This is a genomic window from Streptomyces sp. NPDC101237 (genome assembly GCF_044767465.1).
Lineage (GTDB): Bacteria > Actinomycetota > Actinomycetes > Streptomycetales > Streptomycetaceae > Streptomyces > Streptomyces gramineus.
Map to the genome: position 1 here is coordinate 20,918 of NZ_JBIWNY010000004.1, position 25,228 is coordinate 46,145.

The 25,228-nt window shown below is 72.4% G+C and carries 20 protein-coding genes and 1 pseudogene; 7 read left to right on the top strand and 14 right to left on the bottom strand.

Going from position 1 to position 25,228, the window contains the following annotated elements; translation table 11 throughout:
* Positions 1 to 8: 8 nt before the first annotated feature.
* Together ACIRQ9_RS07830 and ACIRQ9_RS07835 are read right to left on the bottom strand one after the other, a co-directional pair.
* Positions 9 to 2,069, bottom strand: a complete 2,061-nt coding sequence (locus ACIRQ9_RS07830; protein WP_404168263.1) for a phosphocholine-specific phospholipase C — start codon at positions 2,067 to 2,069, stop codon at positions 9 to 11.
* 312 nt (positions 2,070 to 2,381) lie between these two features.
* Positions 2,382 to 2,897, bottom strand: a complete 516-nt coding sequence (locus tag ACIRQ9_RS07835) for a DUF2231 domain-containing protein (protein WP_404168265.1) — start codon at positions 2,895 to 2,897, stop codon at positions 2,382 to 2,384.
* 340 nt (positions 2,898 to 3,237) lie between these two features.
* Between ACIRQ9_RS07835 and ACIRQ9_RS07840 the strand changes: the two genes are divergently transcribed.
* Together ACIRQ9_RS07840 and ACIRQ9_RS07845 are read left to right on the top strand one after the other, a co-directional pair.
* Positions 3,238 to 4,143, top strand: coding sequence for a pyridoxamine 5'-phosphate oxidase family protein (locus ACIRQ9_RS07840; protein ID WP_404168267.1), 906 nt, complete (start codon positions 3,238 to 3,240; stop codon positions 4,141 to 4,143).
* A gap of 183 nt (positions 4,144 to 4,326) precedes the next feature.
* The gene (locus ACIRQ9_RS07845; protein WP_404168269.1) at positions 4,327 to 6,729 is read left to right on the top strand and encodes a glycoside hydrolase family 65 protein; all 2,403 of its coding nucleotides are present in this window, start codon (positions 4,327 to 4,329) and stop codon (positions 6,727 to 6,729) included.
* A 315-nt stretch (positions 6,730 to 7,044) separates the two neighbouring features.
* Here the strand turns inward: ACIRQ9_RS07845 and ACIRQ9_RS07850 are convergent, their stop codons facing one another.
* From ACIRQ9_RS07850 to ACIRQ9_RS07865, 4 genes and pseudogenes are all read right to left on the bottom strand, one after another.
* Positions 7,045 to 7,917: a universal stress protein gene (locus ACIRQ9_RS07850; RefSeq protein WP_404168271.1), complete on the bottom strand. Its 873-nt coding sequence runs from the start codon at positions 7,915 to 7,917 to the stop codon at positions 7,045 to 7,047.
* Positions 7,918 to 8,190: 273 nt separating this feature from the next.
* Positions 8,191 to 8,379, bottom strand: a pseudogene (locus tag ACIRQ9_RS07855) (histidine kinase); the annotation flags it as partial.
* A gap of 121 nt (positions 8,380 to 8,500) precedes the next feature.
* Complete coding sequence (locus ACIRQ9_RS07860) at positions 8,501 to 9,943, bottom strand: ATP-binding protein (protein WP_404168273.1); 1,443 nt, start codon at positions 9,941 to 9,943, stop codon at positions 8,501 to 8,503.
* Complete coding sequence (locus ACIRQ9_RS07865; protein WP_404168275.1) at positions 9,940 to 10,674, bottom strand: response regulator transcription factor; 735 nt, start codon at positions 10,672 to 10,674, stop codon at positions 9,940 to 9,942. Before ACIRQ9_RS07865 ends, ACIRQ9_RS07860 begins: the two co-directional genes overlap by 4 nt.
* 170 nt (positions 10,675 to 10,844) lie before the next feature.
* On the opposite strand from ACIRQ9_RS07865, the gene ACIRQ9_RS07870 reads away from it, so the two are divergent.
* Entirely contained in the window at positions 10,845 to 12,224 is a 1,380-nt protein-coding gene (locus tag ACIRQ9_RS07870; RefSeq protein ID WP_404168277.1) for a ferric reductase-like transmembrane domain-containing protein, read from the top strand.
* Between the two features lie 11 nt (positions 12,225 to 12,235).
* Positions 12,236 to 12,664: an FMN-binding protein gene (locus ACIRQ9_RS07875; RefSeq protein ID WP_404168279.1), complete on the top strand. Its 429-nt coding sequence runs from the start codon at positions 12,236 to 12,238 to the stop codon at positions 12,662 to 12,664.
* Positions 12,665 to 12,762: 98 nt separating this feature from the next.
* Here the strand turns inward: ACIRQ9_RS07875 and ACIRQ9_RS07880 are convergent, their stop codons facing one another.
* On the bottom strand, positions 12,763 to 13,530 hold the full coding sequence (locus tag ACIRQ9_RS07880) for a helix-turn-helix domain-containing protein (protein ID WP_404168281.1): 768 nt from the start codon (positions 13,528 to 13,530) through the stop codon (positions 12,763 to 12,765).
* 342 nt (positions 13,531 to 13,872) lie between these two features.
* On the opposite strand from ACIRQ9_RS07880, the gene ACIRQ9_RS07885 reads away from it, so the two are divergent.
* On the top strand, positions 13,873 to 14,523 hold the full coding sequence (locus tag ACIRQ9_RS07885; protein ID WP_404168283.1) for a CBS domain-containing protein: 651 nt from the start codon (positions 13,873 to 13,875) through the stop codon (positions 14,521 to 14,523).
* A gap of 91 nt (positions 14,524 to 14,614) precedes the next feature.
* On the opposite strand, the gene ACIRQ9_RS07890 is transcribed toward ACIRQ9_RS07885, so the two are convergent.
* Entirely contained in the window at positions 14,615 to 15,520 is a 906-nt protein-coding gene (locus tag ACIRQ9_RS07890) for a universal stress protein (protein WP_404168285.1), read from the bottom strand.
* 497 nt (positions 15,521 to 16,017) lie between these two features.
* Between ACIRQ9_RS07890 and ACIRQ9_RS07895 the strand changes: the two genes are divergently transcribed.
* Both ACIRQ9_RS07895 and ACIRQ9_RS07900 read left to right on the top strand, forming a co-directional pair.
* A complete protein-coding gene (locus ACIRQ9_RS07895; protein ID WP_404168287.1) occupies positions 16,018 to 17,007 on the top strand; it encodes an Acg family FMN-binding oxidoreductase in 990 nt (329 codons plus the stop codon).
* 72 nt (positions 17,008 to 17,079) lie between these two features.
* Complete coding sequence (locus ACIRQ9_RS07900) at positions 17,080 to 17,544, top strand: CBS domain-containing protein (RefSeq protein ID WP_404168289.1); 465 nt, start codon at positions 17,080 to 17,082, stop codon at positions 17,542 to 17,544.
* Between the two features lie 116 nt (positions 17,545 to 17,660).
* Here ACIRQ9_RS07900 and ACIRQ9_RS07905 read toward each other — a convergent pair whose 3' ends face one another.
* The 6 genes from ACIRQ9_RS07905 to ACIRQ9_RS07930 form a co-directional block, all read right to left on the bottom strand.
* Complete coding sequence (locus ACIRQ9_RS07905) at positions 17,661 to 20,351, bottom strand: GNAT family N-acetyltransferase (RefSeq protein ID WP_404168291.1); 2,691 nt, start codon at positions 20,349 to 20,351, stop codon at positions 17,661 to 17,663.
* A 179-nt stretch (positions 20,352 to 20,530) separates the two neighbouring features.
* Entirely contained in the window at positions 20,531 to 21,010 is a 480-nt protein-coding gene (locus tag ACIRQ9_RS07910; protein WP_404168293.1) for a hydrogenase maturation protease, read from the bottom strand.
* Complete coding sequence (locus ACIRQ9_RS07915; RefSeq protein WP_404168295.1) at positions 21,007 to 22,338, bottom strand: Ni/Fe hydrogenase subunit alpha; 1,332 nt, start codon at positions 22,336 to 22,338, stop codon at positions 21,007 to 21,009. The genes ACIRQ9_RS07910 and ACIRQ9_RS07915 overlap by 4 nt, the downstream gene beginning before the upstream one ends.
* On the bottom strand, positions 22,335 to 23,228 hold the full coding sequence (locus ACIRQ9_RS07920; protein ID WP_404168297.1) for an oxidoreductase: 894 nt from the start codon (positions 23,226 to 23,228) through the stop codon (positions 22,335 to 22,337). The genes ACIRQ9_RS07915 and ACIRQ9_RS07920 overlap by 4 nt, the downstream gene beginning before the upstream one ends.
* Position 23,229: 1 nt before the next feature.
* Entirely contained in the window at positions 23,230 to 24,048 is an 819-nt protein-coding gene (locus ACIRQ9_RS07925) for an FAD/NAD(P)-binding protein (RefSeq protein ID WP_404168299.1), read from the bottom strand.
* Positions 24,045 to 25,211: a 4Fe-4S dicluster domain-containing protein gene (locus ACIRQ9_RS07930; RefSeq protein ID WP_404168301.1), complete on the bottom strand. Its 1,167-nt coding sequence runs from the start codon at positions 25,209 to 25,211 to the stop codon at positions 24,045 to 24,047. Before ACIRQ9_RS07930 ends, ACIRQ9_RS07925 begins: the two co-directional genes overlap by 4 nt.
* Positions 25,212 to 25,228 lie beyond the last annotated feature (17 nt).

The window sequence follows — 25,228 nt, forward strand, 5'->3', positions numbered from 1 at the left end:
CGACCGGGTCAGGCGGTCTTGATCGCCGGGTCGGAGACGCCCGGGGTGCCCGTCTCCACGTGACCGGCGAATCGACGCAGGAAGGTGCTGTCGGCGCTGGAGACGACCTTGACGTCGTACCAGTGGCCCGTGGTGGACAGGTCCACCGTGCAGGGGACGGTCGCGCCGGGACCGACCTGGAAGGTCTGGGCCGTGCCGCCGTAGGCGTTGGTCACGGTGAGGGTGACCGCGGCCGCACCCGAGTTGGTCAGGGTGAGGGACAGGTTGCCGGTGGCCGCGACGTGGCGGGCCGTGGCCTCCGGGCCGGCTGTCTTCGCCGGGCCCTTCCAGGTCCGCAGGAAACCGTTCGGGCCCCACGCCGTGAGGTTGATCTGGTTGCCGGTGGAGCTGCTGGTGCTCCAGGTGTCCGACAGGGTCTTGCCGGCCTCGACCGTGTAGGGCCAGGGGCCGTCCGTGCGGTTGCCCGAGGTGAGGTGGAAGTGCGCGCCGAGCACCGCTCCGCTGGAGAAGGACAGGGTGAACTGGCCGGTGGAGACGGTGGCCTTGCCGTCCGCGTAGGGGCTGTAGCCGAGGGGGCGGGTGGGCTTGGTGCCGGTCTCCTGCTTCGGCAGGGTGCCCGTGGCCGGCGGCACCGGGTGGTAGGACGGGTGGGTGTTGTGGTCCGGCGGGACGTAGCCGGACGTCGACGGGAGGGCGGCCGGGGAGGCGTCCGCGCGGGTGAAGTCGAAGGCGGAGGTCAGGTCTCCGCAGACGGCGCGGCGCCAGGGAGAGATGTTGGGCTCCTGCACGCCGAAGCGTTTCTCGATGAAACGGATCACCGAGGTGTGGTCGAAGGTCTCGGAGCAGACGTAACCGCCCTTGCTCCACGGAGACACGACGATCATCGGCACGCGCGGTCCGAGGCCGTACGGTCCGGCCGCGTAGCCACCGCCGCCCGCGTACAGGTCCTTCGAGACGTCCGCGGTGGACAGGCCCCACGCCGACGAGGTGGGCGGGTACGGCGGAACCACGTGGTCGAAGAAGCCGTCGTTCTCGTCGTAGGTGATGAAGAGCGCCGTCTTCGCCCAGACCGCCGGGTTCGCGGTCAGCGCGTCCAGGACCTGCGAGACGTACCAGGCACCGAAGTTGACGGGCCAGTTCGGGTGCTCGCTGAAGGCTTCCGGCGCGGCGATCCACGAGACCTGGGGCAGCGAGCCGTTCACCACGTCCGCGCGCAGCCGGTCGAAGTAGCCGTCGCCCGCCTTGGCGTTGGTGCCGGTACGGGCTTTCTCGTACAGGGCGCTGCCGGGCTGGGCGTTGCGGTAGGTGTTGAAGTAGAGCAGCGAGTTGTCACCGTAGTTGCCGCGGAAGGGGTCGCTGATCCAGCCCCAGGAGCCTGCGGCGTTCAGGCCGTCGCCGATGTCCTGGTACACCTTCCAGGAGATTCCGGCGGCTTCGAGGCGCTCGGGGTAGGTCTTCCAGCCGTACCCGGCCTCCTGGTTGCCCAGGACCGGTCCGCCGCCGACGCCGTCGTTGCCGGTGTAACCGGACCACAGGTAGTAGCGGTTGGGGTCCGTCGCGCCGATCAAGGAGCAGTGGTACGCGTCGCACACGGTGAACGCGTCGGCGAGGGCGTAGTGGAACGGTATGTCCTTGCGCGTCATGTACGACATGGTCGTGGCGGTCTTCGCCGGCACCCACTTGTCGTACTTCCCGTTGTTGTACGCCTGGTGGCCGCCGGCCCAGTCGTGGTCGAGGCCCTCGACGAACTGCATGCCCAGGTTGTTGACCTGCGGGTTGAACGGAAGGATGTCCTTCGTCCCGTTGGACTGGTAGAAGACCGGCTTGCCGTTGTCCTGGAGAACCGGCCGCGGGTCGCCGAAGCCCCGCACACCCTTCATCGTTCCGAAGTACTGGTCGAAGGAACGGTTCTCCTGCATGAGGACGACGATGTGCTCGATGTCCTGGATCGTGCCGGTGAAGACCTGCGCCTTGACGGAGGCGGCTCGCGCGATGCTCTCGTTCAGGATCGTGGTGGCGGCGGTGCCGCCGGCGATCTGGAGAAACCTGCGGCGGTTGAGTTCTGCCATGGCGTGACGACCTCTGCGGGTGGAGGGGAGTCGAGGGGCGCCCCAAGGACAGCGGTCTCCGCGTACGGGAGGGAGATTGCCGTCCGACAGCCAGGCGTACAGCCGGAGAATGGAGGGTTGCTCCCGCCACCACACCGCCCCACCCGACGGGACGCCGACGCGTTCATCCGGGGTCCGGCTCCCGGGCGAGCCCGACTGGATCCGTGCGGTCGGTCGCCGCAGAGGCAGATGCCGCGCAGAGGCGTCATCGCCCGACGGACCGACCGCTCAGACCTGCCAGGCTCGCCACCCGGAGTATCTCGACGAGGAAGGTCAGCCCTCGTCAGTGGCGTGGGAGGCCGTCCGGGAGAAGCCGTCGTGCCATGCCGCCTTCGCACCCGAGTCGCCGATGCGGTACACATCCACCACGGCGCCCGCCGCGACGATCAGCGAGAGCACCACAGCCGTCGCCCGGACCGGCATCGCGGACCACATGGCCCTGCCCGTGCCCTCCGGCCGGGGCTCGGAGGCGGCGCGGGAAACCCACCAGACCAGCGACGCCAGGACGAACAGGCCGCCGGCCCACGGAAGGAGACCGTCTCCGAGCTCGGCGTGCCGTTCCACCAGAGCACTGTCCGAGACGTGCCGCTCCAGCCATTCCCCGGCACTCGTCGTGAGCGGAACGCTGACCAGCGACATCAGGGCCAGGAGCGGCAGCACGACGCCCATGCGCCGGGCGGCTCGCCGGGATATCGCCGCGACCACGAGGGCCACCGCTGTCAGCGGGACGAGCACCACGACGACGTGCACGAGGAGAACATGCGCCGGCAAGCCGTTGATCAAGGTCATGAAGGGTCCTCAGATGTGGGGGTCGCGAGCAAGGGGGTACGAACGCGCGTCAGCGTGGCACAGGAACCTCTCAGTCACCTCTGAGCCCGGCGGACCACAAAGGCACCGTCAGAGAGGAGACGGACGTAGGCCATGCCGACGGATCGCACCGAACCGCTCACAGAGGGTGCGGCACGGCGGTCCGCATCGGATCGTGTCCCCTCGACGCGTGCGAGCCGCGACGCCGCCCGGGGCAGCCCGGTCCGCACCACGAACGCTTCGTCCGGTGTGCGTAGCGTGCGGAGATGTGCCCCTCGTGGCACGTTGGAGTCAGCGGCACTGCGAGAAAAGGGCGGCGATCATGGAAGCTCACCTCGGCGACCAACTCGTGATCGAGAGCACGGCGACCGGAGCCGCCCGGCGTGACGGCGAGATCGTCGGTCTGCACCACGAGGACGGCACGCCTCCCTACGACGTGCGCTGGTCGGACACGGACGACGTGACGCTCGTGTTCCCCGGACCCGACGCACACATCCGCCACCTCGAAGGACACCCTCTCCCGGACGAGCATGAGGCACGGGAGGAATCCGCGTCCCCGGCCACCGCACGCAGCGGAAGGTCCGGCCCCGGCGACATCGGCCGCCGCGTGGCCGACGAGCGGCGCAGGCAGGGGATCAGCACGGTGGAGGCCGCGCGCCGCGCCCGGATGTCCCCCGACTATCTCGCCTACCTCGAGGAGAACCCCGCGGACCCGGGCCTGGGGACCCTCGCCAGGCTCGCCGACGCGCTCGGCACCACGGTGACGTCGCTCCTGGGCGGCGACGCCGACCTTCCGCCCGGTCAGGGGCACGCGCTGTGGCACCCGGGATTCCGGGAACTCAGCCCGGAGGAGTGCCGTGTCCTGCTGTCCACGCATGGTGTGGGGCGGGTCGCGGTGTCGGGAGCCGACGGCCGCCCCGTGGTCGTCCCGGTCAACTACGAGGTCGTCGACGAGACGATCGTCTTCCGGACCGCGCCGCACACGGTCGCCGCCAGGGCGGCGGAGACCGAGGTCGCGTTCGAGGTCGACCGTGTGGACGACGCGTTGAGCCAGGGCTGGAGCGTCCTCGCCGTCGGACGGGCGAGCGTGGTGACGGACCCCGACGCAGTGCGGCGGTTTTCCCGGCATGCCCACACGACGCCCTGGGCGGGGGGCGAACGCGAGATGTGGGTGTCGATCCGGCCCGCGAGCCTGACGGGCCGTCGGATCGGCCCCGCCGATCGGTAGCCGTGAGCCTCCGGCCGCACCGGCAGGACCCCACCGCGGCCCCGCGTCGGGGTCCTGCCCTGCTCCCCCACGCGGTCGCCCGGTCGCCGCTGTCCCGAGGACGGCCACACGCCCGCAGGACGGCACGGCCGACCGGCACCGCCGTCGGCAGGACCGAGCCTCCGGGGAGAGGGAGCGTGGCGGATGTCGGAGTGGACATGGGAGTGGACGGGCTACGATCCCGCCGGCGAGCGGCTGCGCGAATCCCTGTGCACACTCGGGAACGGTTACTTCGCCACGCGGGGCGCGCTGCCCGAATGCCGGGCCGGTCTGGTCCACTACCCGGGAACCTACGCGGCCGGCTGCTACAACCGGTTGGAGTCGGCGGTGGCGGGGCGCCGAGTGACGAACGAGGACCTGGTGAACCTGCCGAACTGGCTGCTCCTCCGGTTCCGGGGGCGGCGCGACGGGGAATCCTGGGGTCCCTGGTTCTCCCCACACCCCCACACGCTCCTCGACCACAGGCACACCCTGGATCTACGAAGCGCGACGCTCACCCGCACCTTCCGGCACAGCGCCGCCTCGGCCGGAATGCTCGCCGTGGAGCAGACCCGCCTGGTGCACATGGCGGACCCTCATCTGGCCGCGCTGCGGACGGTCTTCACGGCCGTCGACTGGTCGGGAGAGATCGAGATCGAAAGCTGCCTCGACGGCTCAGTGATCAACGGCAACGTGCATCGTTACAGGGCTCTTGACCGCCATCACCTGACCGGCGTGCGAACGGGCACGCGGGAGCGGGACCGGATCTGGCTGACCTGTCGGACCCGGACGTCCGGGGTCGTGGTGGCCCTCGCTGCCCGCACCGCGGTCGTCGCCGACCGGCCCTCCGCGGCATCGGAGTTCCGTCCGACCCGCCACCGCGCGGTTCACCGCCTGGTGGTCCCGATCTCTCACGGCCGGCCGATCACCGTGGACAAGACCGTCGCGCTGCACACCTCGCGGGACACCGCGATCAGCGATCCGCTGGACGCGGCCGTGGACCGGGTGTCCGCCGCGGCGGACTTCCCGGCTCTCCTGAGGTCCCACACCGCGGCGTGGGGGCGGCTGTGGCGGCACGCGGACGTCCAGGTGCCCGGCGAGGCGGGCCGGATCCTGCGCCTCCACCTCTTCCATGTCCTGCAGACGCTGTCCCCGCACACCGCGGACCTCGACGTGGGGGTGCCCGCGCGGGGCCTGCACGGCGAGGCGTACCGAGGTCATGTCTTCTGGGACGAACTCTTCGTACTGCCCTATCTGGACCTGCATCTCCCGGAGGTGTCCCGGGCGCTGCTCGACTACCGGTACCGGCGCCTCCCGCGCGCCCTCAGGGCCGCGGCCGAGACCGGCCGGACCGGCGCGATGTACCCGTGGCAGAGTGGCAGCGACGGCCGTGAGGAGGCCCAGGAGTGGCACCTCAACCCCGGATCCGGTCACTGGCTGCCGGACCACTCCCGGCTCCAGCACCACGTGGGCTCCGCGGTCGCCTACAACGTGTGGCAGTACTGCGAGGCCACCGGAGACACCGCGTACCTGTACGCCCGGGGCGCGGAGATGCTGCTGCAGATCAGCCGCTTCTGGGCGGATCTCGCCGTCCTCGACCCCGGCACGGGCCGCTACCGGATCCTGGGCGTCGTCGGCCCCGACGAGTATCACGACGCCTACCCCGGCGCCGGCCGGCCGGGACTGGACGACAACGCGTACACCAACGTCACGGCCGCCTGGGTGCTCGCCCGCTCCCTCGAACTCCTCGGACGGCTGCCGGCCTGGCGTCGCGACGAACTCTTCGAGCAACTCGGGCTCGGCGCCGACGAACCGCCGCGGTGGGAGGAGATCTCCCGCCGGCTGCGGGTGCCGTTCCACCAGGGCCTCATCAGCCAGTTCGAGGGCTACCACAGGCTCGCCGAACTCGACTGGGACGCCTACCGCGCGCGGTACGGCACGATACGGCGGCTGGACCGGATCCTGGAGGCGGAGGGCGACACCGTCAACCGCTACCAGGCCTCCAAGCAGGCCGACGTCCTCATGCTCGGCTATCTGTTCTCGCCCGCCGAGCTCCGGGGGCTGTTCGGGCGTCTGGGATACGACGTGGACGATGACGTCTGGCGCAGGACCGTCGACCACTACCTGCGGCGCACCAGCCACGGCTCCACCCTGAGCGGCCTCGTCCACGGGCTGGTCCTCGCCAGGGCCAGGCGGGCCGACGCATGGCACTACGTTCGCGAGGCCCTGGAGTCGGACATCGCCGATGTACAGGGCGGTACGACCGGAGAGGGCATCCACCTGGGCGCCATGGCCGGCACCCTCGGTCTGGTCCAGCGTGGCTTGACGGGGCTGGAGACCCGCGAGGACTCCCTGTGGCTGGATCCCGTCCCGCTGCCCGCGCTGTCCGAGTACGGATTCTCGGTGTGCTACCGGGGTCATTGGGGCGTGCGTGTACGGCGTCTCGGCGGGCGTCTGGAGATCGCCGTCCCCGACTCGGAGAGGTCGCCGATCCGCGTGGTCCTCTCGGGGCGGCCGGTGATCATCAGGCCGGGCGAGACCCGCACCTTCAACCTGCGGGAAGGGTGACCGCAGCGGTCACAGGGCCCGGATCCGGCGTCCGGTGATCTCCGCTGGCACCAGGCGGAGCGTCGGATTTCTCGTACCGCCCGCCCACGGCTCGCCGCCGGACCGCTCCGCGAGGAACCGGACGGTTTCCGAGTCCGTGACATGCTGGGGTCGAAGTCGGCTCCGGACTCGATCACCTACCGAAGACAGCGAGGCGACATTCCGACACGTCCCGCTAACTCCTTTTCCGTCAGGCCCAGTTGATCGGACACGAGGGTGCGGAGCGGCCGCCGAACGGTCCGCTCGCCACGTCCGCCCCCGGCCTCGGTTGGCGAGTCACACCGTCTGCGGGACGATCGCCACCGGACACCGGGCATGGTGCAGAACGGCGTGCGCGACCCGACCGAGCTGCAGCCCGACGTGCCCGTTGCGGCGCCTCCCGCCCACGACGACAAGGTCGGCGCCCGCCGAGCGGTCGACCAGGATCCGGTGCGCGGGCCCTTCGACCGTCACGCTGCGAACCTCGACCCGCGGATGAGCGGCCACGGCGTCACCGACCAGCGAGTCGAGCAGCGCCGAGGCCATGGCCTCGTGCGTCCGGGCGCCCTCCCCGGGTTCGGCGGGGCCGTCGGCCTCGCGCCGGGGACAAGGCCAGGCCCGGACGACGTCCAGGGCGCATTCACGGGCCACTGCCTCCTCGAAGGCGAACCGCACGGCCTCACTCGTGTGCGCGGGATCCCCCGCGCCCAGCAGGATCCGCCCATGTCCGCCGGCCAGGGCGGTCCCGTCACCCCGGACCACGATCACCGGGCAGTGTGCCCTGCCCGCCACGGTGAGACCGACCGAGCCGAGCAGCAGCCCGGCCAGCTCCCCCCTGCCACGCGACCCGGTGACCACGGCGTGGGCGTTGTCAGCCTCACGCAGCAGGGCGTACACCGGGTCCTCGGGGAGGATGTCGGTGGTGACCTTCACGTCCGGGCAGCGTGTTTCGGCCCGCTCGGCCGCGGAGGCGACGATGTGCTCCGCCAGCACGCGCTCCGAGGGGCGTTCCGTGCCCTCCGACGGCACTCCGGCCTCGTACCGCTCCCAGCGGGAGGCGTACACCAGCCGGAGTGGAACGTCGTGGCGCGCGGCCTCGTCCACGGCCCAGTCGACCGCGAGCAGGCTTCCGTCGGATCCGTCGACACCTACGACCAGGGGCAACGACATCGTCCTCACCGCTTTTCGTCGGACTGCCGCTTCGCGCGGCAGGGGGCTCCGACGCAAACGTGCCACCTTCAGGCGACCGGGCGCAGGGGCCACTCGGCCCGTTCGTGTACCCGGTCAGCCCTGGCTGGGCGAGCGGCGCGCCGGACGCCCGACGCGGGCAGGGCGTCCCGGGCGAGAAGTTCGGGCTCGGCTCCTGGAGGAGTACCGGGTCAGCCGCTTTTGATGGCCGGCCCGGTCTCCGGGGCCGATCCGGGCGGACGCAGCGGTGTGCGCGGCCACCGCGGGCCCCAGCCCGTTGAAGCGCGGCGGCTCGGGTGAGATCCGCTCGTCGCGGACGACGTCCGCGCTGGTCACCAGAGCGCCCGCGGAGAACGGCAGTCCCATGAGGGTCCGGTCGAGCGGCAGTACCAGCCCCCGGTACGCGTCCGCGTCCATGCCGACCGCGATCTCCACCGCCGCCGAGCCATCCACCGATGAACACCTTCCTCGGCGTTCCCTCCTCCTCCGGCGTGCACATCGGGATCGGGCCGGGTCGTCGGCCTCGGCGACGCAGGTTGCGTCAGGGAGAGGGACACGGTCGATGTCAGGCCGCGTGCGCGGCGTCGAACGGGAGTGTCAGGCGAACGACGGTGCGCCCGTCGCCGCTGTCGAGGGAGACGGTGCCGCCGTGGGCGGTGACGACGGCCTGGACGATGGCCAGTCCGAGGCCGGTGCTGCCGGTGCTCCGGGAGCGGGCGCTGTCGGCGCGGACGAAGCGGCCGAAGACTTCGGGCCGGATGTCGTCGGGAATCCCGGGGCCGTTGTCGCTCACCTCCACGCGGGCACCGTCGTGTTCCGTGGCGAGGGTGATGGTGACGTCGGTACCGGGCGGGGTGTGGACGCGGGCGTTGCCCAGAAGGTTGCCGATGGCCTGCTGGAGGCGGTGTGCGTCGCCGGGGACGGTGACGGGTTCCTCGGGCAGGTCCAGAATCCAGTGATGGGCAGGGCCGGCGGCTCTGGCGTCCTGGGCCGCGTCGAGGATCAGCAGGGTGAGGTCGACGGGCGCCTGCTCCAACGGCCTTCCGGCATCGAGACGTGCCAGGAGAAGGAGGTCGTCGACGATGCGGGTCATGCGCCGGGTCTCGGCGCCGATGCGCTCCAGAGCGTGGTGAACGGGTGCGGGGACGGGGCCGGAGTGGCACAGGGCGAGTTCCGCGTGACCGCGAATGTTGGCGACGGGGGTGCGCAGTTCGTGGCTGGCGTCGGCGGCGAAATGGCGCAGGCGTTCCTCGCTCGCCTGGCGGCGGACGAGCGCGTCCTCGACGTGACCGAGCATGTGGTTGAGGGCGCTGCCGACCTGACCGACCTCGGTGCGCGGGTCCGTGTCGGGCAGCGGGCCCGGCATGGCGACCTCGCCGCTGGCCAGAGGGAGGTCGGCGACCTCGGCCGCCCGTGCGGTGACGCGCTGGAGGGGACGCAGGGAAGCTCGTACCCACAGCGCACCCGCGAAGCCGGTGACGAGCACCGCGGCGGTGAAGAGCACCGCTTCGACGGCTTCGAGGCGATGGACGGTCTCCTCGACCGGATGCAGCGGCAGGCCCGTGATCAGACTGTCCCCGTCGTCGCCCGCGACGGCAGTCACGCGATATCTCCCGAGGTCGGACAGGCGGATGCTGTGCCCGTTGCCGTCCACCGGGATTTCCGTCAGCGTGTGACGGTCCTCGGCGGTCAGGGGGACGGCGCGGTCGGTGTCGGCGTCGATGACGGCCGCTTGGGTGACCTGGCCGTTCAGCAGGCGGGCGCCGAAGGTGGCGTTGGCCTGGCCGCGGGTGTCGGGCCGGTTGTCGGCGTCGGGTGTGGCCTCGTGCTCCAGGCTGGCCGCGAAGCGGCCGCCGGAGGCCGCGAGCTGTTCGTCGAGACGTCCCATGAGGAAGCCGCGCAGGGCCAGGGCGGTGACGACGCCGACGGACAGGCAGGCGAGGGCGAGCAGGACGACGAGTCCCGCCGTGAGCTGGCCGCGCAGGGTGCGGGGGGCGGGGCGCTTCACGACGGATCCGGTTTGAGGACGTAGCCGACACCACGGACCGTGTGGATCATGGGAGTGCGCCCGGCGTCGATCTTCTTGCGCAGGTAACTGATGTAGAGCTCGACGACGTGGGCGCGGCCTCCGAAGTCGTACGCCCAGACCCGGTCGAGGATCTGCTGCTTGGACAGGACCCGGCGTGGGTTGCGCATGAGGAAGCGCAGCAGTTCGAACTCGGTCCGCGACAGGTCGATGCCGACCCCTCCGCGTCTGACTTCCCTTGCCTCCTCGTCCATCGTGAGGTCTCCGACGACGAGGCCCTCCGTCTCGGGTCGCGCCGTCAGACCGGCGCGGCGCAGCAGTCCCCGGAGCCGAGCCAGGACCTCTTCCAGGCTGTAGGGCTTGGTGACGTAGTCGTCACCGCCCGCGGTGATCCCGGCGATGCGGTCCTCGACCGCGTCGCGCGCGGTCAGGAAGAGCACGCACACCCGGGGCGACTCACGTCGAAGGGCCCGCAGCACCTGAAGTCCGTCCTGGTCCGGGAGCATCCAGTCGAGGATCACCGCGTCCGGCCGGAACTCGCGGGCGGCCTCGAGTGCGCCCGCGCCGTCCGCGGCCGTGCGGACCTGCCACCCCTCGCCGCTCATGACCGCGGAGAGGACATCGGTGACATCGGGCTCGTCGTCCACGACCAGGACCCGGACGGGTTGATCATCGGGACGGTGCGAAGGTGCTGAGGCGAACGGCTTGTCCATGGTCCGTCCAGCATCCCTCGGTACCGCACCCCCGGGGACACCTCATGGCTCTGAGTTTCCTCTGAATCCCCTGTTCCGGCGGCCTGCCTCCGTCTTCTCAGAGGGTACGCAGAGGATCGGCTGCCAGGCTGGCCGCCCGCTCACCGGAAGCAGTGATCCGGAGGAACCACATGACCACCACGATGAGCACGACGCCCGCGCACGCGGACCGCAAGATGCGTCACCGGCGCCCGCGCTCGCGCTCGCGCACCAGCAGTGTGCCCCTACTGGCGCAGGCGGTGATCTGGGCGGGGGCGGTCGGCGTGATCGCCCTGTGGTGGGGCGACACCACGTCGGTGGTCGGCCCGGCGGGCTGGCTCACCGGCGCGGGGCGCATCACCGGCCTGCTCGCCGGCTATGCCTGCGCCGTCCTGCTCGCTCTGATGGCCCGCGTACCCCTGCTCGACCACACGATCGGCAGTGACCGACTGGCGCGCTGGCACGCGTTCGGCGGCCGCTGCACCGTGTCGCTGGCGCTCGCCCACACCCTGCTGATCATCTGGGGCTACAGCCTGACCTCACACACCGACGTGGTGAGCCAGACCTCCATCCTCGTCCTGCACTATCCCGATCTGCTCAAAGGCACGGCTGGATTCCTGCTGTTCCTGCTCACCGCCGTCCTCTCCGCACGTGCCGCCCGCCGCCGGATGAGCTACGAGACCTGGCACTACCTGCACTTCGCCACCTACCTGGCCGTCTTTCTCGCCTTCGGCCATCAGCTGTCCAACGGTGCCGACTTCGTCGGCAACCGTCCCGCCCAGGCGGCCTGGTACGCGTTGTTCGTAACGGTCGCCGCTCTCGTGGGCTGGTATCGCTTCGCCGTTCCTCTGCGGCGCGGACTGCGGCACCGCCTCCGCGTAGCCGCCGTCCGGCCCGAGGCGCTGGACGTGGTGTCCGTGTACGTGACGGGTGCGCACCTCCATGAGCTGGGCGGCGAGCCCGGCCAGTTCCTGCGCTGGCGCTTCCTGGCTCCCGGCCTGTGGTGGGCGGCCAACCCCTACTCCCTGTCGGCCCCCGCCCAGAACGGGCACCTGCGGATCACCGTCAAGAGCGCCGGCGGTCACAGCTCCGCCCTGTCCCGGCTGCGTCCCGGCACCCGGGTCTGGGCAGAAGGCCCCTACGGCGGCCTCACCGCGAACCGTCGCACCGCGCCCAAGGTGCTGCTGTTGGCCGGGGGCGTCGGCATCACTCCCCTGCGCGCTCTCTTCGAGACCCTCCCCGGGCAGGTCACCCTCGTGTACCGCGCGCGGCGCGCCGAGGACCTGGCGCTGCGGGCGGAACTCGACGCGATAGCGGCTCACAGAGGGGGCACCGTGCGCTACGTCGTCGACGAACCCGCCGCCTGGTCCTCACCCCTCACCGCCCCCGCCCTGACTGCCCTGGTGCCCGACCTGGCGGCGCACGACGTCTATCTCTGCGGCCCTCCCGGCATGACCGAGGCGGCGGTCACAGCGCTTCGCGACGCCGGTGTCCCGTCCCGGCGCATCCATCACGAGTCCTTCGCCTTCTAGGGAGATCCATCATGCGGCGAGCCGTTCTCGTCACCGGCGGAGCCGGCGCCCTCATCGTCACGCTCCTCGCCCTCAAACCCCACCAGCCCCCCGCCCTCCAGACCAGCTCGCCCGCACCGAGCACCCCCACGCCCGCGTCCGGAACGTCCGGATCATCCGTGAGGACAGGCACCTTCACCGGCGACGCCGTCCAGACCCGGTACGGAACGGTGCAGATCGCCGTCACCCTCGCCAAGGGGAGGATCACCGCGGTCAAGGTGCTGCGGGCTCCGGATGAGAACGGCCGCGACCAGCAGATCGCCTCCTACGCGCTGCCCCGCCTCACTCAGGAGGCACTGGGAGCCCAGAGCGCGCACATCGACGCCGTCTCCGGAGCCAGCTACACCAGCCAGGGGTACACCCAGTCCCTGCAGAGCGCCCTGGACCGGGCCCACGCATGACACCGCCCCACACGGGCCCCACCACGTCGAGCACGTGAGGGGGGACGGTCTTCCCCTTCGGCGTCCTGTTCCGGCGCCGAGGCCGGGGCGCGCGGCTCTCACCGCCCCCTGTCCGCGCCGGCGGTCCCGTCCGCCGTTTCCCGGCCTGGCCGGGGCGTGCCGGCGTCCGGCCCGGTCCGGCCCGGCGCCGATCCGACGGTGATACGGCGCCCGGTCACCGAGCGGGGCTCGATCCGGACCCACAGATCGCGGTCTCCGCCCGCCCATGGGGCACCGTGGGCCGCCGGGACGAGCCGGCGGACCTCCTCGTCATCGGTCACCCGGACGGCGCGTCCGCGTACCAGCACACTCCAGCCCTCGCAGAAGGCGTCGTCGATGCGGTCGACCTCGAAGGCCACCCGGCGCCCCACGGCCAGGGACGGCATGCCGTCGCCCGCGGTCCTGAAGACGATCGCTCCGTCGACGACGCTGTAGTTGACCGGCAGGACGACCGGACCCGAAGCGGTGTCCAGGCCGAGGCGTCCGACGCCGTGGGAGCCGAGGAGCGCAGCGCATTCGGCCGGACCCAACTCGGTGAACTCGGGCCGGGGGCCCGCACGGCCGGGTCCGGGCGGGGTGTCCGGGTCGCCTCCCGTGAGGTGGGACATGGTGGTGTGCAGGACGTCGGCGAGCCTGAGCAGAGAACCCGTGCCCGGCGCGGCCTCGGGGCGTTCCTCCAGATACCGCAGATAGCCGACCGCGATACCGGACCGTTCGGCCGTCTGCTCGCGCGTGAGACCGAGTTCCCTGCGGCGAGCGGCCACGCGCCTCCCCAGGTCGCCCTGGACCTGTCCTCCGGCCATGCGCGGCCCTGACTGTTCGACCATGGCCGTTCCTCCTCTCCTGGGTCGGGCCCCCTCGGGACGTCGGCGGCTGGTGCCCGACGGGCCTGGGGGCACCGTCGGTATGACCTCACGGGTCCAGACTGTCCTTGCCCGGAAGGCCCCGCTTGGGCCGGCCGGCCCTCGTCACCTGCCGGACGGGCCACCGGACCCTGGGCGGCCCTACGGCGGTCCCCGCGCGGCCGTGGCGGCACCGCGGCGGCGGGAGGCCCCTGCCGGAACCGACCGGACCGACCGGTGGTGCGGACGTGAGAACGCGTTCAGGCTGGTGGCAGAACCCGCGAGGCCCTGTGAGGCCCGGCTCCCCGCAGCGGTGAGGAGAAGACCATGACCGGCAGCCCGCACCAGGTGGGCGACGTGATGACGCGTGCCGTCGTCGCGGTGGGCCGCGAGACCCTGTTCAAGCACATCGTGGAACGCATGGACGAAGGGAGGGTCAGCGCCCTGCCCGTCCTGGAGGGCGACGGACGGGTGGTCGGTGTCGTCTCCGAGGCCGATCTGCTGCCCAAGGAGGAGTTCCGGGACAGCGACCCGGACCGCCTGACCCAGATGCGCCGGCTGTCCGACCTGGCCAAGGCCGGGGCCGTGCGCGCGGAGGAGCTGATGAGCGCCCCGGCCGTCACGGTCCACGCCGACGCCACGCTGCCGGAGGCCGCCCGCATCATGGCGGTACGGCATGTGAAGCGGCTGCCCGTCGTGAACGCCGAGGGCGTCCTCGAAGGGGTCGTCAGCCGTGGAGATCTGCTCAAGGTGTTCCTCCGATCCGACAACGAACTCGCCGACGAGATCCGGCGTGAGGTGGTCGACCCGCTCTTCCCGGCACCGGTGGAGCCGGTGCACATCGTGGTCACCGAGGGCATCGCCACCCTCACCGGCCGGGTCACCGACGCCACCCGGATCCCGCTCGCCGTACGCCTGGTCCGAGGCGTCGAGGGCGTGGTGGGCGTCGACTGCCGGCTGACCGCGACGGACGTCTGAACGCGACGGACGTCTGAAGAGGAGCCGTACCGAACCGGCCAGGGACTCCGGGACGGGGTACCGGCGGACGCGCGAACCCGGGCCTGCCGGATCAGAGGTGAGCCACGACGGCGACCGGCGCACCGATGTGATGCAGGGCAGCATGGGTGACATGACCGATGTGCGCGCCGAGCGAACCCGTACGGATACGCCGGCCGACGACGGCCAGGGAGGCGTCGTGGGAGGCGTCGACGACGGCCCGCGCGGCGCTGCCGCAACGGCTCGCCTCGATCACGTCGGCGCCCGGGAACTTCTGCCGCCAGGGGCGCAGTGCCTCGGCCAGAGCGGTCCGGTGGCTCCGTTCGAGGTCGTCCTGGAGTTCCGCGTCCCCCGGGAAGCGGTAGCAGGACGCGGCCGTCTCCGGCCAGGCGGACACGACCCGAAGGGGGGTCCCCCGGCGGACCGCGGCGTCGAAGGCGAACTCCAGCAGGGTGTCGTCCGGATGATCGGCGTCGAGTCCGAGCACGACCGGCCGGTACGGCGTGGCGGTGGACGGCACACCCGCCGGGTCCGTCCTGTGCTCGTCCGCGGCCTGTTCACCCTCACGCACCAGCACCACGGGACGCGCCGCACGGGATACGACGGCCAGGCTCACCGAACCGGCCACGAACCCGCCGATGCCGCCGAGACCCCGCGAGCCCAGCACGAGCAGCTCGGCGGCGTCCGCCGCCTCACAGAGCGCCTCGGTCACCGGTCCCGTCAGCTGCTCGGTGAGCACCTCAAGACCCGGGTGCCGCAGGCGAATGCCCTCCGCGGCCCCGGGGGCCACCGGCCGGATCCAGCGCTGGCTGGTCTCGGGTCCCACCTGCGGCGCCTGCGCCAAGAGCACGGGGGCGGGCTCGGTGACGTGCACGATCTTCAGCGGCAGGCCGCGCAGCAGGGCTTCGCGCGCCGCCCACTCGGCGGCGGCCCGGCTCTCGGGCGACCCGTCGAGACCCACGGTGACGGTTCGGGACATGATCTCCACCTCCGGGGAGCGTTCCTCTCCAGCGTGACGGCACACTCCCGGCTCGGTAGGGGCCGTCCGTCCCCCGAACGGACCGACCGGCCCACGCGCCGTACGGGTGCCGACGCGCGCCGGGCCGGTCGTCGGCGTCGTCTCCGAGACCGATCCGCTGTCTCACGGAGGACCATCCGTGGGGTGCCCGCGCTGCCGCGCAGGGGAAGTCGAGCCCGGCTCACCAGGGGATCATCGGACCTGACCCAGGGACCAATGGCCCCTGGCCGCCGGCCGCCCCGCGTTCTGCCATGGGAAGGAAGCGGCGGCGTCACTCCCCGGCGCCGCCGCCCGGACCGCCGCACGGAGGAGGCGAGGGCGATGTCCGCCCCCCCCGGCGAATCCGGCCTCGGGCGACAGGCGTCCGCGGCCCCCGGACCCGGCGGCCCGTCGGCGCGGAGGGCCGTCATGACCGGGCCCGGTGATCCCCGGCCGAAGCCAAGGAGAGGGAAGTCGCCATGACCGCGGAACCGGTCGACACGCACACCGTCGAGACGCTGGTGGCGGACGCCGTCGCCGCGCCCTCGCAGCACAACGCCCAGCCCTGGAGGTTCCGCTATCTCCGCGACAGCGGTGTCCTGCGCGTGTACGCGGACCTGACACGCGCCCTGCCGCACACCGATCCGCAGCGGCGCGGTCTGCACGTGAGCTGTGGGGCCGCACTGCTCAACCTCCGCGTGGCCGCCGCCGCCTCGATGCTGGCGCCGGTCGTGCGGCTGCTGCCGGAACCGGACCGCCCGGATCTCCTCGCCGAGGTGCGGCTGTGCGGCACGGGGCCGCCGGACGCCGAGCTGGCTCTGCTGCGTCCCGCGGTCGCCCGCCGTCACTCCAGTCGCCACCCGTTCCGCGACGAAGAGATAGCCGCCGCGACACGTGAGGGCCTGTGCCGAGCCGCCGACGTCGAAGGCGCCCAGTTGCTGTTCCCCGGTCGTTGGCACGTGCGGGAGGTCCTGGATCTGGTGTGGGACGCCGAGCAGTGGGAGGCGCAGGCCCCGGGGGTACGCGAGGAGACCGCACGGTGGACGCATGTGGAACCGACGGGTGCCGTGGCACCGTCCGACGGGATTCCCGCCGAGGCCTTCGGTCCCGTACGCCGTGACGGCAACGCTCCCGTGCGCGACTTCGCCGCCGGACGCCCGATGCCCGACCGTCCGCGGGCGTCGTTCGAGAAGACGCCGAACGTCGCCCTGCTCGGCACCACCGGTGACGGCCCCGTGGACTGGCTGCGCGCCGGGCAGGCGCTGGAGCGCGTGCTGTTGCGGGCGACGGCGGACGGGTTGGTCGCCTCCGTGACCTCCCAGCCCCTCGAGTGGCCGGACCTGCGGTGGGCGGCCCGCGACCCCCGCTCCGCGATGGGTCACGTACAGATGGTGCTCCGGCTCGGCCACGGCCCCGAAGGACAGCGCAGCGCCCGGCGGCCCCTTGACGACGTTCTCGACATCGTGTGAAGCCGGCGCCCCGGCCCGACCGCGCCCGCGGCACGACCCGACGACGGACGAACGACGACAAGGAGCATGCGCATGAAGGTGTCCCAGGCGATGACCGCGCCTCCCGTGCACGTGACCCCCGGTACCTCCCTGGAAGAGGCGACCCGATGGATGGCCGAACGCGGCGTGGGCTGCGTCCTCGTCGTGGAGGACGGCGAGCTGCGCGGCATCGTGACCGACCGCGACATCGCGCTCCGAGGCCTCGGCGGCGGCCTGACTCCAGACTGCCCCGTGCACGCGGTGATGTCGGCCGACGTCGTCACCGTCGACGCCGACGACGATCTCCGGGCGGCCTACCGCGCCTTCGGGCGCGCGGGGGTGCGCCGGTTGCCGGTCCTCGACCTGGGCCGGCTGGTCGGAGTGCTCACGATCGACGACCTCTTCCTGGACGTCTTCCGGCAGCTGGGCGACCTGCTCGGTCCCGTCGCATGGAGCGTGCTCCAGGAGCCGCCGGGACCGGGCCGGGCGGCGCCACGGAAGGGACCTTCGGCCCTGTGAAGGGGGTCCGAGGCCGGCCGATGGTGAAGCGAAACATCCAGGGCGTGGGATCCTGCTGAACAACCACACGGGCCGCCCGGCCAGATCGTCGGGCGCCGTGGTGCCCTCCTCGCCGCTCAGCGGAGCCTGCGCAGATAGGGGTCCTGGGGCCGGCGCGGCACCAGTCGCACCCGTGCGTCGAGGACGCTCACGCCGTCCGCGGCTGCCAGGACGGGGTTGAACTCGGCCTCGACGAGCTGCGGCAGGTCCGTGGCCATCCGGGACAGCCGTTGGATCAGCTGCTCGACGGCCCCGAGGTCGACGGGTCCGCTGCCGGGCGCGCCGAGCAGCACGGGCGCGCACCGCGGGGACGTGATCAGGTCGTGTACGTCATGGTCGGTGAGCGGTGCCAGCCGGGCGGCGTGGTCGGCGAGCACGTCGGTGGCCCTGCCGCCGGGCCCGAACAGCACGAGCGGACCGAACACCTCGTCCTGGACCACACCGGCGAACAGCTCGGTGCCGCGCCGGGCGAGCGGCTGGACGACCACTCCGGTCAGCAGGTCGCCGAAACGGCTCTGCAACTCCCGGAAGGCGGCGCGGACCTGCGGCTCACCGCGCAGGTCGAGAGGAACCGCCTGCTCCTCGCTCCCGTGGACCGGGGCCGGTCCGTGCGCCTCCATGACCACCCGGCCGTCGACGCCGCCGAGCCGCTCGGCGGCGCGGACGGCCTCGTCCTCGGTCTCGGCCCAGGCCCATGGGATCCGCGGGACGCCGTAGCAGGCGAGCAGGTCGGCACACGTGTGCGGGTCGAGTCGGCCGCCGTCCGGATGAGCGACCAGATAGGCGTCGGCGATGGTGTGGGCGCGCTCGGTTTCGACATCGGCCAGGGCCGGTACCGTACCGGCCGGGCGGGCCAGCCAGGCCGCGCGGTCAGCCGCGTGGGCCAACGCCCGTGCGGCCGCCTGCGGATCGGCGTAGGACGGGATCGTGCCGCCCTCGTCGGCCGCGGGCAGGAGCCGCACCGGCAGGTCCTGCTCCAGGCATGCCGTCAGGACGGGCTTGGGCCTGCGGCCAGGCGCCCCGGTGAGGGCGCGTGTCAGGTGGTCGCCGGTCGCGACGGCGAGGGCCGTCGGGACCAGGGCCACCAGAATCGCGTCGACGCCCGGGTAGACCATGAGCGCGTTCACGCAGTCCGTGAGCTGTTTCTCGGACACGGCGGCCGTGGCGTCGACCGGATTGCCGACGGCGGCCCCTTCTGGCAGTAGCGCGAGCAGGGCGTCGGCCGTCGAGGGAGCGAAGGGCGGCAGGTCGAGACCGGCCTCGGCACAGGCGTCGGCGGCCAGGACCCCGGCGCCGCCCGCGTTGGTGACGACGGCGACTCGCCTGCCCTCCGGCAGTGTCTGGGAGTACAGCAGGGCGGCCGCTTCGAGGAGTTCGCCCACCGAGCCGGTGGCGGTGATGCCGGCCTGTGTGAACAGGGCACTGCGGGTCATGGTCGGCGTGGCGGCGGCCGCCGTGTGCGAGGCGGCGGCCCGGCGGCCGGCCGTGGACCGGCCGGCGTCCACGGTCAGCACCGGCATCCTGCGGGCCACCCGGCGGGCGGTCCGTGAGAACGCGCGCGGGTTGCCGAAGGACTCCAGGTGCAGCAGAGCGAGGTCGGTACGGCCGTCGGCCTCCCACCACTGAAGCAGGTCGTTGCCGCTCACGTCGTACTTGTCGCCGAGCGAGACGAAGGAGGACACGCCGATGCCGAGCCTGGACAGGCCTTCGAGCAGGGCGATGCCGATGCCTCCGGACTGGACGGCGACGCCGGCACTGCCGGGGCGGGGGTGAGTGGCGGCGAAAGTGGCGTCGAGGCGCAGGGCGGGATCGGTGTGGGAGATGCCGAGGCAGTTGGGGCCCACCAGGCGCATGCCGTAGGTGCGGCAGGCGGTGCGGAGCGCCCGGGCCTGGTCGGGGTCGAGGCCGGAGGTGAGGACGACGAGGGCGCGGACGCCGGCCTTGCCGCACTCCTCGGCGGTGGCCGGGACCTTCTCCGCGGGAATCGCCACGACCACCAGGTCCGGGGTCCTGGGAAGGGCGCTGACGGACGGGTGACAGGGCACGCCGAGGACCGAGCTCACGTGGGGGTTCACGGCGAAGAGGCGGTGGGTGTAGCCGCCGGTGTGGATGTGGTGGAGGACCGCTCGGCCGACCGAGCCCGGTGTGCGTCCGGCCCCGACGACGGCGACCGTCTCCGGACACAGCAGCGGGCGCAGGCTCGCCACGTCGGCGGCGCGACCCCGGTGATCGACGGCGGTGAGGTAGGTGTCGTCTTCGTCGAGGTGGATGGTGCAGCGGGTCTCCGGGCCCTCGAATCGGCGGGAGGTGCGCAGGCCCAGGTCGGCGAAGAGGCGGAGAACCTCGCGGTTCTCGCTCAGGGCGTCGGCGGTGAAGACGGCGATGCCTTCGGCACGGGCCGCCGAGACCAGGTGCTCGACGAGGAGGGTGCCGATGCCGCGGTGGTGCAGTCCGTCGGCCACGGCGACGGAGATCTCCGCGGAGTCCTTCTCGTCTCCCGTCGCGTACTCGGCGAGCCCGAGCACCCGGCCCTGGGCCTCGGCCAGCAGCGCCCGGTGGCCGGCGCGGGCCGGGCCGCATGCCCGGTCCGCGGCCATCGCGCCCGAGCGCCGGCCTGCCGAGAAGAACCTCAGGCGGAGGTTCTCCGCGGACATCTCGTCGTAGAGTCCCTTCAGCCGGTCGCGGTCGCCGGGAGCCACGGGCCGGATGCACACGGTGGTCCCGTCCGCGAGCAACGCGTGGGTGCCGGAGCGTTCGAGCAGGGTCATCTCGGTTCACCTCACAGACCGGTCGGCACCACAAGCATCGAGCGCGGCGGGGCCCTGTCCCATGGGCTGACCGGGGCCTGAGGAGGGGCCGATCGGCCCTGAACGCAAGAACGTCATGGGAGACGATCGCGGCCGACGAGAGGTCCGGAGGAGCCGACCGCGCGCAGCGACCGACGGCCCTACGACTCGCGGATGCTCCCGAACGCCTCGCGAACGGAAGCCATCACGCGGTCGGTCAGGGCCGGGAGGGCTGAGCGCACGGGTGCGCTCAGCCGATCGCCCAGTCCGATGTCCGCGACCTCCACGGCGTGCACCACGAGCCTCGGCGGCATGCGGCCGAGGGCCTCCGCGAGGGCCAGGCACTCCCCCAGGCCGAAGGCGTGCGTGCTCGCTCCGCCCCGCGCGCGGACAGCAGCCTGCGCCGAGGTCAGCGTGTGCAGCGCACCGGGCCTGGCCGGGTCGGCACGAAGGGCTTCCACGATGATCACGGCGTCCGCGTCCCGCCACAGGTCGAGCAGTCTCGCGGGCTCGCCGTCGCTGACAGCCAGCTCGGTGCCGCCGGGAACCCGGCCCCGGAGTGCCTCCACCACGGCCGGGCCGATCCCGTCGTCACCGCGCAGGGGGTTGCCGACACCGGTCACCACGATCCGGCCGCTCACGCGCGGTCCAGGGTCACGTCGAGGAAGTGGGCGGCGCAGGAGATGCAGGGGTCGTGGTTGCGGACGATCCGCTCGCACAGGCGGGTGAGTTCGTCGTCGTCGGCCGGGGGTCCGCCCCGGTCCAGACGGGCCTGGACCGCTCTGCGGACGTCCTCCTCGATGGCCGTCTGGTTCTGGGCGGTGGGCGGGACGATGCGGGCTCCGGTGAGCGTGCCCTCGCCGGTGAGCGCGTAGCGGTGGTACAGCAGACCGCGCGGCGCCTCGGTGGCTCCCACGCCGGTCCCCTCGCGCGGCGGGACCTCGACGGCGGGCAGGTGCGGCCGCTCGTATCCGTCGATGATCCGCAGGGCTTCCGCGACGGCGTGCACGATCTCCACGGCGCGTACGACGACACTCCGGAAGGGGTTGTCGCAGACCGCTCCCGTGGCCGGGTCGCCCAGCCCGGCGTCCCGGGCCGCGTCGGCCGCCACCGGATGCAGCCATCGGCCGTTGATCGCGTAGCGGGCCAGCGGGCCGGTCAGGAAGCGGCGGCCGTCCAGGGAGGCGGTGAGCGCCGTCGAGTGGGGGACCTGCTCCTCCTTGACGTGCTCCTCGAAGGCGGACAGCGGAATCTCGCGGGGCACCGGGTCCATCACCGTGGGCGTCCCGGAGTCGATGGCGTAGCGGCCGGGAGCGCGCAGCGCGAACAGGGCGTGGTCGCACACGGCGTCGGGGAATTCGAAGGCCCCCACCCAGCGGACGGTCTCCAGCGCGTCCTCCTGGGCCCGCCGCAGCCGGTCGGCCAGGGACCGGAGTTCCTCGGGCGCGGGGGTCCGGTAGAAGCCGCCGATCCGGACGTTCACCGGGTGGACGGGCCTGCCGCCGAGTTGTTCGACGATCGCGTTGCCGGTCTGTTTGATCCGCAGTCCACGCTCGACGGCCGCACGGTGGTCGCGGGCGAGTTCCACCACGTCCGAGAGACCGAAGAAGTCCGGCGCGTGCAGGAGGTGGATGTGCAGGGCGTGGCTCTCGATCCACTCGCCGCAGTACAGCAGGCGCCGCAGGTCGGCGAGGGGGCCGTCCACCGTGACTCCGCAGGCGTCCTCGATCGCCCGGCAGGCGCTCATCTGGTAGGCGACAGGGCAGATGCCGCAGATGCGGGAGGTGATGTCGGGCGGCTCGGCGTGCCCGCGTCCGGTCAGCAGGGCCTCGAAGAAGCGCGGGGGTTCGTAGATGCGCAGCCTGGTCGCGATGACCGAACCGTCCCGGACGTGCAGGTGGAGGGCTGCCTCGCCCTCCACCCTTGCCAGCGCGTCCAGACGCAGGACACGGGTTCCGCGACGGTTCATGCGGGCCTTTCAGGGCGGTTTTCCGAGGCGGTCGGCGAGCTGTGCCGCTTCTCGGCCGCGAGTTCGGGTACGGAGGCATGTTCCGGGGCCGTGGCGTTGAAGGTGTGGAAGACACGCTGGATGTCCCGCTCGGTCATCCCGTCGCGGTGCAGCTGGTCGACCATGGACCGCAGATTGGGCTGGGTCGCGGGTCCGAAGCAGCCGTAGCAGCCGCGTCCGTACGCGGGGCAGATCGCGCCGCATCCGGCATGGGTGACCGGGCCGAGACAGGGGGTGCCGTGGGCCACCGTGACGCAGGTGGTGCCGCGCCTCTTGCATTCGAAGCAGACGCTGTGGCTCGGAATCCGGGGTCTGCGTCCGACAAGGTGTGCGGTGATGACTTCCAGGAGCTGACGGCGGTCGACGGGACAGCCGCGCAGCTCGAAATCGACCGCGACGTGGGCCGATATGGGTGTGGAGGTCCCGAGCGTGGAGATGTACTCGGGGCGGGCGTAGACGGCCGCGCGGAACTCGTCGACGTCCGCGAAGTCGCGCAGCGCCTGGATGCCCCCGGCGGTGGCGCAGGCGCCGATGGTCACCAGGTACCGGGAGACGCGCCGGACGTGCCGGATCCGCTCGGCGTCCTCCGCGGTGGTGACGGACCCTTCCACCAGGGAGAGGTCGTACGGCCCCCGGCCAGCGTGGCGCACGGGCTCCCCGCCAGAGCCGCCCTCGGCCGAGGTCATCTCCACGAAGTGGTCGATCCGTACCCGGTCCGCGAGGGCGAGCAGTTCGTCCTCGCAGTCGAGCAGGGTCAGCTGACAGCCGTCGCAGGAGGCGAACTTCCACACGGCCAGCGTGGGCCGGGGACGGCGGGCCGGTCCGAAGCCGGATGCGGGTCCGGTGGTCATGTCACAACTCCCTCACCATGAGCAGGTGCGCCGCGCGGTCGTAGCCGACGACCGGACCGTCCCGGCACAGCAGGAGCGGGCCGAGCTGGCAGTGGCCGCAATGGCCGGTGGCACAGCGCATGGTCCGTTCCAGGGACACCTGGACACGGTCCGGGGCCAAGCCGCGGACGACGACGAGTTCGCGGGCGGTGTGACGGATCATCACCTCGGGCCCGCACACCAGCGCGAGGGTCCGTTCGGGGCGCAGGTCGAGACGGTTGAGGAGGCTCGTGACCACGCCGACCGCCGCGTGCGGGCCGGGGCCGGGACGATCCACGGTCACCGCGACCTCGGCCGCGCCGCGCCAGCTCTCGATCTCGTCCCGGTAGACCAGGTCGGCCGGGGTACGGGCGCCCACCAGGACGGTGAGCCGGCCGTAGCCGGCCGACCGCTCCAGGACGGCATGCGCGACCGGCCGCAGCGGCGCCAGCCCGATGCCTCCGGCGATCACCAGCAGATCCTGCCCGGCCGCCGCGAGGTTCCAGCCGACGCCGAACGGCCCGCGTAGCCCTACGGCGTCACCCGGGCGCAGCCGGTACAGTGCCGCCGAGACGGCGCCCACCGCGCGCACGGTGTACACGAGGCCGCCCCCGGGTCCGCGAAGGGCGCTGACCGATACGGGTATCTCGCCGGTCCCGAAGGCGTAGATCATCGCGAACTGCCCCGGCGCGAAAGGCGGGAGCCCGCGTCCGGTCGGCACCAGCTCGATCGACCGGGTGTCGGCGGTCTCGGCCCACGAGCCGGCGACCCGATACGGCAGCGGAGGCGCCACGGTGGTCACGGCGGTCCCGCTTCTTCGGACCGGGTCCAGTCATGGAGAGCGGCGGCCTCCTCCGTGATGTCGATGCCGACCGGGCACCAGACGATGCAGCGGCCGCAGCCCACGCAGCCGGACGAGCCGAACTGGTCGTACCAGGTGCCGAGTTTGTGGGTCATCCACTGCCGGTAGCGGCTGCGCGGGGAGGTGCGGACCGGGCCGCCGTGCAGCTGGGAGAAGTCCAGGTCGAAGCACGAGTCCCACAGCCGCCAGCGCTCCGCGTGGTCGCCGGTGAGGTCGGTGACGTCCTCGGTGGTGGTGCAGAAGCAAGTGGGGCACACCATGGTGCAGTTGCCGCAGGTCAGGCAGCGCCCGGCGACGTCGTCCCAGCGGGGCGCGTCAAGCGTTCCGGCCATCAGTTCACGAAGGTCGGCCTCAGGCATGGTCCGTCCCATGCGGCCCGCCGCCGCGGTGACACCGTCGCGGGCCCTCTCACGGGTGTCCGCGCCGGCGGGCCGGGTGGGCAGTTCGGCCAGGATCTCGGCTCCCTCCGCGCTGCCGTCGCGGATCCAGAACCGGTGCCCGGCGTCGTCCACCACCTCGGTCATGACCAGGTCGTAGCCGGGGCCGGTCGCGGGTCCGGTACCCATGGAGACGCAGAAGCAGGTGGCGCCGGGCTCCGTGCACTCGACCACGATCAGCAGTGCCCCGGTGCGCCGCTCCGCGTAACCGGCGTCCGCGTATGTCCCACCCGTGAGCACCCGGTCCTGGACGGCGACGGCCCGCAGGTCGCAGGGGCGCACCCCCAGGAAGGCGTAGCGCGGCGGCGCGGGCCGGTCGGCCGTGAGAACCAGTCCGTCTGGCGTCCGATCGGCACTCCACTCCCGCACCCGTGGCGGGTGCAGGAACGGTTTCCAGGCCTGCGGGCCCGCGGCATGCGCGAAGGCCGCGCCGTCGGACCGCTCACGCAACCGGTACCGCCCCGCCTCCAGCTCGACGCCCCAGCCGTACGGCAGCTCGTCGGCCGACCGCAGCTCCGCGAGTACGATCGCACCGTCCCGGACCGTCGGCCCCACCACCGTGAACCCGCGTCCGGTCAGTTCGGCGACCAGCGCTGCCATGCCGTCCTTGCCCATGACAAGGCCGTCGGAGGCGGTGGCCGTGGAGGCGTCGGCGTCGACTGTCATGACCGACCTCCTTCGTG

Excerpts from the sequence above, each read along its gene's own strand:
- ACIRQ9_RS07875 (WP_404168279.1), top strand. The coding sequence starts at position 12,236 with ATGCGGCGAGCCGTTCTCGTCACCGGCGGAGCCGGCGCCCTCATCGTC.
- ACIRQ9_RS07890 (WP_404168285.1), bottom strand. The coding sequence starts at position 15,520 with ATGTCCCGAACCGTCACCGTGGGTCTCGACGGGTCGCCCGAGAGCCGG.
- ACIRQ9_RS07900 (WP_404168289.1), top strand. The coding sequence starts at position 17,080 with ATGAAGGTGTCCCAGGCGATGACCGCGCCTCCCGTGCACGTGACCCCC.
- ACIRQ9_RS07870 (WP_404168277.1), top strand. The coding sequence starts at position 10,845 with ATGACCACCACGATGAGCACGACGCCCGCGCACGCGGACCGCAAGATG.
- ACIRQ9_RS07865 (WP_404168275.1), bottom strand. The coding sequence starts at position 10,674 with ATGGACAAGCCGTTCGCCTCAGCACCTTCGCACCGTCCCGATGATCAA.
- ACIRQ9_RS07840 (WP_404168267.1), top strand. The coding sequence starts at position 3,238 with ATGGAAGCTCACCTCGGCGACCAACTCGTGATCGAGAGCACGGCGACC.
- ACIRQ9_RS07845 (WP_404168269.1), top strand. The coding sequence starts at position 4,327 with ATGTCGGAGTGGACATGGGAGTGGACGGGCTACGATCCCGCCGGCGAG.
- ACIRQ9_RS07835 (WP_404168265.1), bottom strand. The coding sequence starts at position 2,897 with ATGACCTTGATCAACGGCTTGCCGGCGCATGTTCTCCTCGTGCACGTC.
- ACIRQ9_RS07885 (WP_404168283.1), top strand. The coding sequence starts at position 13,873 with ATGACCGGCAGCCCGCACCAGGTGGGCGACGTGATGACGCGTGCCGTC.
- ACIRQ9_RS07920 (WP_404168297.1), bottom strand. The coding sequence starts at position 23,228 with ATGACCACCGGACCCGCATCCGGCTTCGGACCGGCCCGCCGTCCCCGG.
- ACIRQ9_RS07915 (WP_404168295.1), bottom strand. The coding sequence starts at position 22,338 with ATGAACCGTCGCGGAACCCGTGTCCTGCGTCTGGACGCGCTGGCAAGG.
- ACIRQ9_RS07850 (WP_404168271.1), bottom strand. The coding sequence starts at position 7,917 with ATGTCGTTGCCCCTGGTCGTAGGTGTCGACGGATCCGACGGAAGCCTG.
- ACIRQ9_RS07930 (WP_404168301.1), bottom strand. The coding sequence starts at position 25,211 with ATGACAGTCGACGCCGACGCCTCCACGGCCACCGCCTCCGACGGCCTT.
- ACIRQ9_RS07905 (WP_404168291.1), bottom strand. The coding sequence starts at position 20,351 with ATGACCCTGCTCGAACGCTCCGGCACCCACGCGTTGCTCGCGGACGGG.
- ACIRQ9_RS07830 (WP_404168263.1), bottom strand. The coding sequence starts at position 2,069 with ATGGCAGAACTCAACCGCCGCAGGTTTCTCCAGATCGCCGGCGGCACC.
- ACIRQ9_RS07895 (WP_404168287.1), top strand. The coding sequence starts at position 16,018 with ATGACCGCGGAACCGGTCGACACGCACACCGTCGAGACGCTGGTGGCG.
- ACIRQ9_RS07880 (WP_404168281.1), bottom strand. The coding sequence starts at position 13,530 with ATGGTCGAACAGTCAGGGCCGCGCATGGCCGGAGGACAGGTCCAGGGC.